This window comes from Alcaligenes sp. 1735tsa3, from assembly GCF_024134565.1.
Lineage (GTDB): Bacteria > Pseudomonadota > Gammaproteobacteria > Burkholderiales > Burkholderiaceae_B > Alcaligenes > Alcaligenes phenolicus.
This window is the reverse complement of sequence record NZ_CP099862.1, coordinates 1,683,380-1,695,753: the sequence shown is the minus strand read 5'-3', so window position 1 is coordinate 1,695,753 and position 12,374 is coordinate 1,683,380. Positions and strand designations below refer to the sequence as shown.

At 55.6% G+C, this 12,374-nt stretch carries 11 protein-coding genes; 7 read left to right on the top strand and 4 right to left on the bottom strand.

Features of this window, described 5'->3' with window-relative positions:
- Positions 1-65: 65 nt before the first annotated feature.
- Positions 66-1,331: an RsmB/NOP family class I SAM-dependent RNA methyltransferase gene (locus tag NIZ92_RS07830; RefSeq protein WP_045931823.1), complete on the bottom strand. Its 1,266-nt coding sequence runs from the start codon at positions 1,329-1,331 to the stop codon at positions 66-68.
- A gap of 173 nt (positions 1,332-1,504) precedes the next feature.
- A complete protein-coding gene (gene purN, locus NIZ92_RS07825) occupies positions 1,505-2,161 on the bottom strand; it encodes a phosphoribosylglycinamide formyltransferase (RefSeq protein WP_026482878.1) in 657 nt (218 codons plus the stop codon).
- A 49-nt stretch (positions 2,162-2,210) separates the two neighbouring features.
- Here purN and NIZ92_RS07820 point away from each other — a divergent pair, with 49 nt between their 5' ends.
- The 6 genes from NIZ92_RS07820 (at position 2,211) to rlmF (ending at position 9,405) form a co-directional block, all read left to right on the top strand.
- On the top strand, positions 2,211-3,176 hold the full coding sequence (locus tag NIZ92_RS07820) for a bifunctional riboflavin kinase/FAD synthetase (protein WP_009455719.1): 966 nt from the start codon (positions 2,211-2,213) through the stop codon (positions 3,174-3,176).
- Positions 3,166-6,006, top strand: a complete 2,841-nt coding sequence (gene ileS / locus NIZ92_RS07815) for an isoleucine--tRNA ligase (RefSeq protein WP_254003031.1) — start codon at positions 3,166-3,168, stop codon at positions 6,004-6,006. Before NIZ92_RS07820 ends, ileS begins: the two co-directional genes overlap by 11 nt.
- A 7-nt stretch (positions 6,007-6,013) precedes the next feature.
- Entirely contained in the window at positions 6,014-6,532 is a 519-nt protein-coding gene (lspA, locus tag NIZ92_RS07810) for a signal peptidase II (RefSeq protein ID WP_170978625.1), read from the top strand.
- A gap of 20 nt (positions 6,533-6,552) precedes the next feature.
- Entirely contained in the window at positions 6,553-7,737 is a 1,185-nt protein-coding gene (gene coaBC / locus NIZ92_RS07805; protein WP_254003030.1) for a bifunctional phosphopantothenoylcysteine decarboxylase/phosphopantothenate--cysteine ligase CoaBC, read from the top strand.
- Between the two features lie 74 nt (positions 7,738-7,811).
- Positions 7,812-8,273, top strand: coding sequence for a dUTP diphosphatase (dut, locus tag NIZ92_RS07800; RefSeq protein ID WP_254003029.1), 462 nt, complete (start codon positions 7,812-7,814; stop codon positions 8,271-8,273).
- Between the two features lie 136 nt (positions 8,274-8,409).
- On the top strand, positions 8,410-9,405 hold the full coding sequence (rlmF, locus tag NIZ92_RS07795; RefSeq protein ID WP_254003028.1) for a 23S rRNA (adenine(1618)-N(6))-methyltransferase RlmF: 996 nt from the start codon (positions 8,410-8,412) through the stop codon (positions 9,403-9,405).
- Positions 9,406-9,523: 118 nt separating this feature from the next.
- Here the strand turns inward: rlmF and NIZ92_RS07790 are convergent, their stop codons facing one another.
- A complete protein-coding gene (locus tag NIZ92_RS07790) occupies positions 9,524-10,168 on the bottom strand; it encodes a DJ-1/PfpI family protein (protein WP_254003027.1) in 645 nt (214 codons plus the stop codon).
- A 32-nt stretch (positions 10,169-10,200) separates the two neighbouring features.
- Positions 10,201-10,884, bottom strand: a complete 684-nt coding sequence (locus tag NIZ92_RS07785; RefSeq protein ID WP_254003026.1) for an SDR family oxidoreductase — start codon at positions 10,882-10,884, stop codon at positions 10,201-10,203.
- 578 nt (positions 10,885-11,462) lie between these two features.
- On the opposite strand from NIZ92_RS07785, the gene NIZ92_RS07780 reads away from it, so the two are divergent.
- Positions 11,463-12,296: a hypothetical protein gene (locus tag NIZ92_RS07780; protein WP_254003025.1), complete on the top strand. Its 834-nt coding sequence runs from the start codon at positions 11,463-11,465 to the stop codon at positions 12,294-12,296.
- The last annotated feature ends 78 nt before the right edge of the window (positions 12,297-12,374 follow it).

Here is a 12,374-nt window from a genome sequence, read left to right as displayed (position 1 = left end):
CCGGAAAAGTGTAGCCCACCTAACCAGTTAACAATAACACTATTTAAGGACGAACTTGCTTTAAATCAAGCACTTTCCGTGATTCGTTCAAGTGCCGCACCAAAGAAACAGTCGGTTTGGTGACGGTCCGTGCGCAGATTCAAATAAGGCCCCTCTAGCGCGAGGGCCGGACATTTGTCCTTCAAGATTTCCCGGGCGTCCAGCAGTTTGAATTCGGGATGTTTGTCCAAGAATGCCTGCACTTGCTGCTCGTTTTCTTCAGGCAAGAAACTACATGTTGCATAAACCAAACGACCTCCTGGTGCGACACAAGCCGCGGCTTGCTCCAGAATGTCGGCCTGCATCTGAGTGTACTGCTCCAGAGCTTGGGGGTGTTGACGCCACTTAAGATCAGGATTTCGACGCAAAGTTCCCAATCCACTGCACGGAGCGTCTACCAATACACGCTGTGCCTTGCCATGCAGGCGGCGAACACGCTGGTCGCCCGCCTCCTGAATCACGACAGGCACCACATTGGACAGGCCAGCACGCGCAAAGCGGGGTTTGGCCTTGTTCAAGCGGGTTGCCGACACGTCAAAGGCGTACAAACGGCCTGTGGAGCGCATCAAGGCGCCCAGCAGCAGGGATTTACCACCGGCACCGGCGCAGTAGTCAATAACCATCTCGCCACGGCGAGGCTCCAGCAAAGCGGTCAGCAACTGACTGCCCTCTTCCTGAATTTCCAGCTCGCCTTTCTCATACTGTGGCCATACTGCGACAGATGGACGGCCTTCAATACGGATACCCCAAGGCGAAAACGGCATGGCAACCGGTTTGAAACGAGCCATAGGGCCGTTTTGCAACTGACGCAACACAGTATCGCGCTCGGCTTTCATGGGGTTGACGCGCAGATCCAGCAAGGCCTGCTCGTTCATGGCGGCCATCAGCTTGTAGGAATCCGGAATCTCTTTCAGACGCTCTTCCAGCCACTCGGGCAGGCTCAGGCGCACGCCAACCGGCAGACCGTCCACATTCAGGGCGCGGATATGGCCCAGCCACTGGCGCTCTTCTTCCGTCAGCCCCAAAGACAGGGATTCCTGACCGATAGCCGTAGACAGGCCCAGAATGGCCAGACGACGGGTAGATGGGCCTACGCCGCTTTCCGCCCAGTTACGGTACTGACGCAGGTGGCGCAGCACATCAAACACGGCCTCACGGATCTCGGCACGATCACGCGAGCCCATTTTGGGGCGTGTACGCGCCCAGCGTGTCAAGGCCAGGTCGGCGGGGTGCTTCCACTGCAAAACTTCACCCAGGGCGCTGGAGACCTGCTCCAGACGGCGCTGTGCCATCGCGCCCGGCTCGGGTGGACCCGAGGGTTTGTCGCGGCGTGCTGCATAAGGGCGACCACGCGCTCCGGACTCGTTACGTTGGGCAGACGAGGACGGGCGCTTGCGGTCCGAGCGGCCGCGGGATTGTTGGTGATCAGACATGAATATTCAAAAATTCCAAATAGCCCGCTCAATCAGGCGGGGAAATAAAAGCCGCGATGCGCAAGTCCGGCAACCTCGACACGGCCATCAGCCTGCAAACGCACCCGTCCCTCGATCAGCCAGCGTACGGCCTCGGTATAGACGTGGTGTTCGGTTGCCAAAACGCGCTCTGCCAGAGTCTGTGCATCATCGTCGTGCAGGACGGGCACGATACTTTGGGCAATGATGGGACCATCATCGAGCACAGGGGTCACAAAGTGCACCGAGCAGCCGTGAAACTGCACGCCCGCGTCAAGTGCCTGTTGATGGGTATTCAAACCGGGAAAGCTAGGAAGCAAGGATGGGTGTATATTGATGAGCTTGCCTGCATAGTGCTGAACAAAATCGGTGCTCAGGATGCGCATGAATCCCGCAAGTAGAACATAATCTGGCTGGTAGCGGTCGATCACGCGTGCCAAAGCCTGGTCAAAGGCTTCACGTGTTGCAAATTCGCGATGCGAAACCGTCTCGGTAGGCAGCCCTTGACGCTGCGCCCATTCCAGTCCGGGCGCATCGCCCTTGTTAGAGATGACCGCCTCGATACGGCCATTTAAGCCCGCTGTCTTGATCAGTTCGCCTATGGCCTGCAAGTTGGAGCCCCGGCCTGAAATAAGCACAACAAGGCGACAAGGTAGGGTGGAATCGGTCAAAATCCTGTTTCCCGAGAAATAACGAATCCAAAATTGTAAACTCTCGCTTGTGAAATCTGATCTAAAACTCTATCGCTCTCTGCCGCGGCGCAACAGCACGGCCCGCAGCGCTGTCACCATTGGCAATTTTGACGGGGTCCATCTGGGCCATCAGGCCATCTTGCATCGCGTCAATGAAATGGCGCGCCAGCAGGACCTGAGCTCCTGTGTGATGACCTTTACGCCCCACCCGCGCGCCTTTTTTGCGCAGCGCGGCCAACGGCCCGAACTGATCCCCACGCAGATCAGCGGCCTGCGTGACAAGGTCGAAGCCCTGCATCAATGCGGCATTGAACAAATTTATCTGGCCCGCTTCAATCAGGCCATGGCCGATATGTCGGCAGCCACCTTTATTGACGAGATTCTGGTCCAGGGTCTGAACACCGGCTGGCTGCTGGTGGGCGAGGATTTCCGCTACGGCCACAAACGGGCCGGCGACATTGAAATGTTGCGCGAAGCGGGCAAGCGCCATGGCTTTAGCGTCGAGACCCTGCACGATGTCGCCGATGCCGATGGCCGCCGCATCTCCAGCTCGGAAGTGCGCACCGCCCTGGCCGTGGGTCAACTGGACCGAGCCCGTGCCCTGCTGGGCAAACCCTTTCATATTAGTGGTCATGTCATTCATGGCCAGAAACTGGGCCGGGACATTGGCTACCCGACCCTGAACGTGCGTGTTCCTGAACACTGTGCCGCCCGCTCCGGCGTGTACGTGGTCCGGGTGCACGGACTGACCGGACAGGCTCTGCCCGGCATTGCCTCCTTGGGGGTACGCCCAACCGTCATAGACCAGGGACGGCTGCTGTTAGAGGTGCATTTACTGGACCAACGCCTGGATGCTTACGGTAAACTTGCCCGTATAGAATTTCTGGAATTTGTCAGGGACGAGGAAAAATTCCCGGACCTCATCACAATGATCGCCGCCATCGACAACGATGCACAACGCGCTCGCGACTACTTTGCTTCAAATGGACTATAAAAACTCTCTCAATTTGCCCGACACTCCCTTTCCCATGCGTGGTGACCTCGCCAAACGTGAGCCGGGCTGGATTAGCCAGTGGGAAGAAAACAAAGTCTATGCAGCAATTCGGCAAGCCAGTGCCGGTCGTCCCAAATTTATTTTGCACGACGGCCCTCCCTATGCGAACGGCGACATTCACATTGGCCACGCGGTCAACAAGGTTCTGAAAGACATCATCGTCAAAAGCCGCAATATGGCTGGCTTTGACGCGCAATACGTGCCCGGCTGGGACTGCCACGGCATGCCCATTGAAGTTCAGATCGAAAAGAAATACGGCAAGAACCTGCCTGTGGCTGAAGTTCAGGCCAAGGCGCGCGCCTACGCTCTGGAGCAGATCGACAGCCAGCGCAAGGACTTCAAGCGCCTGGGCGTGCTGGCCGACTGGGAGAACCCTTACCTGACCATGAATTTCAGTAACGAAGCCGACGAGCTGCGCGTACTGTCCAAGATCATGCAAAAGGGTTTCGTGTTCCGTGGCCTGAAGCCCGTGAACTGGTGTTTTGACTGTGGTTCCGCCCTGGCAGAAGCCGAGGTTGAGTACGCCGATCGCACCGACCCGTCCGTGCACGTGGCCTTCCCCTTCGCGCAAAAAGACAAGCTGGCCGCCGCCTTTGGCGTGGACAGCGTGGACGATGGCGCCATCGTTATCTGGACCACCACCCCCTGGACCATCCCTGCCAACCAGGCACTGAACGTACACCCTGAAATCAGCTACGCCCTGGTCAAGCTGGACAGCCCACGCGCCACCGGCTCCATGCTGATCGTGGCCGAAGAGCTGGTGAAGTCCTGCCTGGAGCAATGGGGTCTGAGCGGCCAGGTCGTGGCCACCGCTACCGGTGAAGCCCTGAACCTGATCGAATTCAATCACCCTCTGGCGCACGTGGATGCAGGCTACCAACGCCGCTCCCCTGTGTACCTGGGCGACTACGTTACCCTGGACAGCGGTACTGGCGTGGTGCACTCGGCCCCGGCCTACGGTATTGAAGACTTTATCTCCTGCAAAGCCCACGGCATGAAGGACGACGACATGCTCACGCCCGTGATGGGCAATGGGCATTACGCCGAGAATCTGCCCCTGTTTGGCGGCCAGATGATCTGGAAGGCCAATCCGCAAATTGTGGAAGCCTTGCAGAACGCCGGCACCTTGCTGAAAACCGAACAGCACCCGCACAGCTACATGCACTGCTGGCGTCACAAGACGCCCATCATCTACCGTGCCACCAGCCAATGGTTTGCCGGTATGGACAAGGAAAACAGCAGCGGCCGTAGCTTGCGTGAAATGGCCCTGGAAGCCATTGATAACACCGAGTTCTACCCCTCCTGGGGTCGTGCCCGCCTGCATGCCATGATCGCCAACCGCCCGGACTGGACCTTGTCGCGTCAGCGCCAATGGGGTGTGCCCATGGCTTTCTTTGTGCACAAGGAAACGGGTGAACTGCACCCCCGCACGCCCGAGCTGATGGAGCAAGTAGCCGAGCGTATCGAAAAGAGCGGTATCGAAGCCTGGCAGAACCTGGACCCACGCGACCTGCTGGGTGACGAAGCCGATCTGTACGAGAAAAACCGCGACACGCTGGACGTGTGGTTTGACTCGGGCACCACGCACGCGACCGTGCTGGGCGGCAAGGATCACACCACCCACGGCTCGCACGCTGACAAGCTGCAATGGCCAGCCGACCTGTACCTGGAAGGCTCGGACCAACACCGTGGCTGGTTCCACTCGTCCTTGCTGACGGGCTGCATGCTGTATGGCCGCGCGCCCTACAAAGCCCTGCTGACCCACGGTTTCGTGGTGGACGGCAATGGCCGCAAGATGAGCAAATCGCTGGGCAACATCATCAAGCCGCAAGAAATTGCCGACAAGATGGGTGCCGAGATCATGCGCCTGTGGGCCGCCTCTACCGATTACTCGGGCGAGCTGTCCATCTCCGACGAAATTCTGAAGCGTGTTGTGGAAGGCTACCGCCGTATCCGCAATACCTTGAAGTTCCTGCTGGGCAACCTGGCCGACTTCGATGTCACCCAACATGCTGTGCCTGTTGATCAACTGACCGAAATCGACCGCTACGCCCTGCAAATGACCGCCGACATGCAGGCCGAGTTGCTGGAGAACTACAAGCGTTACGAGTTCCACCCCATCGTGGCTCGCTTGCAGACCTTCTGCTCCGAAGACCTGGGCGCGTTCTACCTGGATATTCTGAAAGACCGTCTGTACACCACCGCCAAAGATGGCCAGCCACGTCGCTCGGCTCAAACCGCGCTGTATCACGTGACACAGACCCTGCTCAAGCTGATGGCTCCTATCCTGTCTTTCACGGCAGAAGAAGCCTGGCGCGACATGCACGGTGGTTCGGTTCCTAGCGGCACCATCTTCACCGAGCTGTTCCATGTCCTGCCCGAGCAAGGCGAACAGTCGGGACTGAACGCCAAGTGGCAGCGCCTGCGCGCCATCCGTGCCGACGTGATGCGCCGTATCGAAGACGTGCGCAGCACCGGCGCCATCGGTTCCTCCCTGGCAGCCGAAATCGACATCTACGCCAACGGTCAGGATCTGGAGTTCCTGCAATCTCTGGGCGAAGATCTGCGCTTCATGCTGATCGTCTCGCGTGCTGACGTGCACGCTGGCGAAGGCGACTTGCGCATCGACGTTACCCCTACCGAGCAGGCTAAGTGCGAGCGTTGCTGGCACCACCGCCCAGACGTAGGCCAGAGCGCCGAGCACCCCACCTTGTGTGGTCGTTGCGAGGACAATCTGTTTGGCGAAGGCGAAGTACGTCACCATGCCTGATAAGGACATGGCCCCTTCTCCCGGCCAGGCCCGACTGCCCTCGCGGCAGTTCTGGGCCTGGATTGGTCTGGCCGCCTTTATTGTCGGCCTGGACCAATGGACCAAACAGTATTTCGACAGCAACCTGTTCTATCAGGAACGTTGGAATATCCTGCCCTTTTTTGATTTCACCCTGCTCTACAACCCCGGCGCGGCATTCAGCTTCCTGGCCGGTGGTCAGGGTTGGCAGCGCTGGTTCTTTGTCGGCATCGCAGCCGTTGCCACGGTATTTATCGTGACCATGCTGCGCCGCTCGGCCAAGCAACCTTTGTTTTGCCTGTCGCTCAGCCTGATTCTGGGCGGCGCCATCGGCAACGTGGTGGATCGCCTGATGCACGGGCACGTGGTAGATTTTCTGCTGTTCTACTGGAATCAATCCTACTTTCCGGCCTTCAATATTGCCGACGTCGCCATCAGCTGCGGCGCTGCCCTGTTGGTGCTGGACGAGTTCATGCGCATGCGCCGCAACAAACGACAGCGCTCCTGAGTCTGTAAGGATCATGTCCTATGCTTAGCAATAAAAAACTGGTGTTTGGCATCACCGGCGGCATCGCTGCCTATAAAACTGCCGAGCTCTTGCGTCGCAGCCAGGACCTGGGTGCCCGGATTGATGTAGTCATGACCGAATCGACCACGCGCTTCATCAGCCCGGTGACCTTTCAGGCCTTGTCGGGCCGTACCGTCTACACCGATTTGTGGGATGCGCGTGTTCCTAACAATATGGCCCACATCCAACTTAGCCGGGATGCGGACGCCATCTTGATCGCCCCCGCCAGCACCAACTTCATGGCCAAGCTGGCCAACGGTCTGGCCGACGACCTGCTCAGCACCCTTTGTGTAGCGCGTGGGCACTGCCCCCTGCTGATCGCCCCAGCCATGAACCGGGAAATGTGGCTGCACCCGGCCACCCAGCGCAATGTCGAACAACTGCGCCGTGACGGTGTGCACATTCTTGGCCCCGGCAGTGGCGACCAGGCCTGTGGTGAAACCGGCGATGGCCGTATGCTGGAACCCGCCCAACTGCTGGCAGAGCTGACGTCCTTCTTTCAGCCCAAACTGCTAGCAGGCAAACGCGTTCTGATCACCGCTGGCCCGACCAGCGAACCGATTGACCCAGTGCGCGTCATCAGCAACCGTTCCTCCGGCAAGATGGGCTACGCCATTGCCCGTGCGGCTCAAGAAGCGGGCGCACAAGTAACTCTGGTGTCCGGCCCCGTTGCACTGGACACCCCCTATCAGGTGCGTCGCATCAACGTGGAAACCGCCCGTCAAATGCACGCCACCGTCATGTCCCAAGTGGACGATGCCGATATCTTTATCAGTGTTGCAGCAGTAGCAGACTGGTACGTCAGCAATGCCAGCGACATCAAGATCAAGAAAACGTCTGAACAAGCCACGCCGGACCTGCAATTCAGTCCCAACCCCGACATTCTGGCCGAGGTTGCCGCCCTGAAGAACGGCCCTTTCTGCGTAGGCTTTGCTGCTGAGACCGACAACTTGATCGAGCACGCTCAAGCCAAGCGTCAACGCAAGAACGTGCCCTTGCTGGTTGCCAACCTGGCCCAGCGCGCCATGAACGCCGACGACACCGAACTGGTGCTGTTTGACGAGCAAGGCCATATGCAATGGCCCGCTCAGGATAAACTGCTGGCCGCACGCCAGCTGGTGCAAGACATCGCCCAGCGGCTTTAATCCCTTTTCTCTTTTATGATGACGGGCAGCGCTAAAGCAGGTGCGCTGCCTCTTTTTTTTTCAGGATACCGTCTATGCACCGCCGTATTGAAGCTCGCATCGTCAATGACTTGTTGGGCACGAGCATCGAAACCCCCAACTACGCCACGGATGGCTCCGCCGCCATGGACCTGCGCGCCTGCCTGAGCGAAGCCATTACCCTGCCTGCAGGCGGCCGTACACTGGTTAAAACCGGCTTGGCCATCAATATGATGGACCCTGGCCTGGTCGCCATCGTCGCCTCGCGTTCGGGCCTGTCCCTGAAGCACGGCGTGCGTGTTGCCCAAGGCATTGGCGTGATTGATGCCGACTACCACGGCGAGATTGGCGTGATTCTGGCCAATGACAGCGATCAGGATTACGTGATCCAGCCCGGCGAGCGTATCGCCCAGCTGATGTTCCAGCCTGTGGTGCAGGTGGCACTGCAATTTGTGAACGAGTTCTCTACCGAAACCGAGCGTGGTACGGGTGGCTTTGGCAGCACGGGCAAGAACTAAGCTTTACAGCGGGAGAAGGACGCGATGCGAAATGCCTTGGCGCAGTCAACATCGCCCCTTCTTTAGCCCTGATACTTTGCTTTAAAAACGTCCCAGCACCACGATTCAGACTTACCCAGGCCAATTTCGGATTCCAATGCCCTCTCCAAAAACAGGTAATTCCAACGCCGAATTACCTACTTCAAATAAAACGGCGGCCCAGCTCCACCCACGCAACCGCCATCAGGGCCGTTACGACTTTGACGCTCTCATCAAAGAAACGCCCGAACTGGCTACTTTCGTTTTCTTGAATCCGTACGGTGATCAAAGCATCAATTTCGCAGATCCGAATGCCGTCAAAACTCTGAATCGCGCCCTGCTCAAGAGCTTTTACGGCATAGCGCATTGGGATATTCCGGCAAATTACCTCTGCCCTCCCATTCCGGGTCGTGCCGATTACGTGCACTATCTGGCTGATTTGCTGGCCAACAGCAATAAGGGAGCCATTCCCCGTGGTGAGGCAGTACGTGTCCTCGATATTGGCGTGGGCGCAAATGCGATCTACCCATTGATTGGCCATACTGAATATGGCTGGCAGTTTCTCGGGTCCGACATAGACGCTGATGCGCTAACTTCTGCACGAACCATTATTCATGCGAACCCAGGCTTGTCGGCTGCAATCAAATTGCGCCAGCAAAAATCCCCCAGACATATTTTCAAGGGCCTGCTAGGCGCGAATGATTACTTTGACCTGACGCTGTGCAACCCGCCCTTCCATTCGTCTCAGGAAGAGGCAGCAAGCGGCAGTCAACGTAAATGGCGTGGTTTGGGCAAGGCTGCACCCAAGCACAATGCTCCTGTGCTGAACTTTGGTGGGCAGAATACGGAGCTATGGTGCGAAGGCGGTGAGGCACTTTTCATCCGCCGCATGATAGAAGAAAGCGTGACCGTAGGCGGGCAAGTGCTTTGGTTCAGTACCTTGGTGTCCAAAGCGTCGAATGTACCCGGTGTGTTGAATGCCTTAAAGAAGGCTAAGGCGGTTAAGGTCAAAACCGTAGAAATGACACAGGGACAAAAGCAAAGCCGCTTTGTCGCCTGGACTTTTCTGGACGCTGCTGCACAAGAGGCCTGGCGCAAGGAACGCTGGAAGTAGGCTCGTATCAAGTCAAGATGCTAGATAAGCTGATCGCATTAGCTGCAATCAGCTACCCACTCCAAGCCCCCGACTCCTGAACCTTTCACCCAGCAACTACGCCCAGCAAACACCAACCCTAGCGCGCAAACGGATCAATCGTCGGATCACTGTTCCAGACATACTCAGTCCAATGCGCGATGCTTTCGGCTTGCTCACGGTTATAAAGCTTCTCGACCAGGGCCAAAGCCATATCCGTCCCCGCTGACACACCCGAGGATGTGGCGTACTTGCCATCAAACACCCAGCGGGCCTGCTTTTGCCAAAGCACGTCCCCATCCTGAGCCACCGCAAAATCAAACGCCAGCTTGTTCGACGTCGCCCGACGCTGCTTCAGAACACCCGACTTGGCCAATAAAGCCGACCCTGTGCAAACCGACACCGTCCACTGCGTTGCCTTATCCTGCTTCTGAATGAAGGCCAGCATGGCGGGGTTGTTGATTTCGCTGCGCGTTCCCATACCGCCGGGAACCATCAGAATGTCGAACTGCGGAGCCGTCTCGAAACTACAAGCGGCCTGTGTCTCTATCCCCTGCGACGAGCGAACCAGCCCACCCTGCTGAGACACCATGACCATCTCGTAATCCGGCATCCCACCCCACATTTCAACAGGTCCGAATACATCGAGAGTTTCAAACTGGTCAAACAGCACAATACCGATTTGTTTTTTTGTCGTGTTCCCTGCTGTGCTGTTAGATATAACCGATACAGCCTTACCGCTCATGGTGTGCCCCTTTATGGTTGAAACTTAATAACTTAGATCGTAGCTCGTACCAAACCACCATCAATAGATAAATTCTGACCCACGATAAAACCTGCGGCCTCACTACACAAGAAAGCACACGCAGCAGCAAATTCAGCAGGTGTTCCAGCTCGCCCGGCTGGTACTGAAGCAATCAACGTCTCTGCCACAGGCCCCAACTCCCGCAAGCGATCCGTCATAGTGGTGCCGGGCAATAAGTTGTTAATCGCTACGTTATGCTGGGCCACTTCGCGAGACACACTTGCCAAAAAGCCAGTCAAGGCCATGCGAGCGGCAGTAGACAATTCCAAGTTGGTCACAGGCGAACGAACCGAAACCGAAGTGATATTGACGATACGGCCCAAGCGGCGGCTCACCATGCCTGGCAATACAGCCTGAATTAACTCGACTGCTGCAAGGAAATTTTGCTCCAGAGCCGCTTGCCAGTGAGTGGTCTCCAAGTGAGCATAAGGCATAGACGGAGGCCCTCCCGCGTTGGTCACCAGAATGTCGATGTCTGAGCACGCGGCGGCTACGGCTTGCCTGCCTGCCGCCTGAGAAAGATCGGCGGCAATCCATTTAGCTGCAGCACCGGTAGAGGCTTCAATCTGTTTGATGGCTTCTTGCTGCTTGTGTTCGCTGCGAGATACCAGGGTGACTTGTACGCCTTCAGCGGCAAGAGCCTTGGCACACGCCAAACCTCAGCCACTCGATGCTCCACAGATCAACGCACGTCGTCCGGTAATTCCTAACTCCATTTTTTATTCTCCTTAGCAGATCTGTACAACAAAGCGGTGTGCATGGGAATGCGCTCTCGTCCCACTGCCTTTTTGAATGACATAAACAGCTCTATCTACATAGCAACCTTTCGGTTACATCCGGAGTGGCTATGGTGGTGACTTACAGTCACCCAGAGTTCGACCAAAACCTCTAACTACTATTTGCACCGATTGTATCTACTAGCCCGTAGGCTGATGGAACACTCCCTGCGGGGAAAAACCGTCTAGTGTTACCGTACTTTGAAACTCAGCCGCATCACTCTATTTAAATATTTTTATTTTATTTATAATTAATTACCAATTAAATAAAAACCTACAAAACACTTCGTTTTCAATTTATTGGATGTAGAGACACATTATTTTCATTTAGCATGCTGCCTGCTTTCGGTCAAGAGCAATCAACTACCGAGCCCGCTCAAAGCGTAGAAAAATCTGCATCCTGATAAATAATCATTATTAAACAACAAAGACTAATATTCGCACTGCCGGAGATAAACATGGCAAACACTGAAAACGAAATCATTTCAGAAAAAATACTCACCTGTGGACTGATTATGCCGATCTCATCGATTGATGGCCTAGGATCTGAACACTGGGTCGAAGTCAAGTCAATCATTCAAGACGCTGTTGATTCTATTGATAGTCCAAAGTTCATAGCCCGAATAGTGAGTGACTCGGACGATGTCGGAGTAATTCATAAACGCATTGTCCAAGGCGTTTACAACGCCGATATCGTCATTTGTGACGTAAGTGCTCGAAACCCAAATGTGATGTTCGAACTGGGTATGCGGCTTGCTTTCGATAAACCAACAATTATCATCAAGGATGACCAGACGGATTACGCATTCGACACGAGCATCATTGAGCATATTTCTTATCCAAGAGATCTCCGGTTTTCTAAAATTGTTACCTTCAAGCGTCTGTTAGCTGACAAACTTTTAGCTACATACAAGCTGGCCACCTCAGATCCTAATCACTCGACTTTCCTTAAGAATTTCGGCACCTTCAAAGTAGCAGAATTAGATCAAAAGGTAGGTTCAGGTGAACAAGTAATGATGGAAATCCTGAACGACATACAACAAGAGGTTGCAAGTCTCCGCCGAATGAACACGCCTCGGCCCCGCCGTCTAAGAAATGCCAACGACGGAACCGATCGAATTTTTGAAGAACTAGCAATAATGAAGCAAAAAAATCCCTCATTCGATTTCGAAGCATCAGATAAACTAGTAAGTATTTTTGAAAAATTACTGCCTGCTCAGTCGTACTTTGATAGCCGAGCGGATTTCCAGAAGGCGCTCGAGAGAGCATGTCAAGATATGAAAGAAAATTAATTATCGAACGGTTTTTTCCGAGCCTCAAAATCGTAATTCCGAAAGACTGCCTTAGATCGGAAGCAAACGCTTCTACGC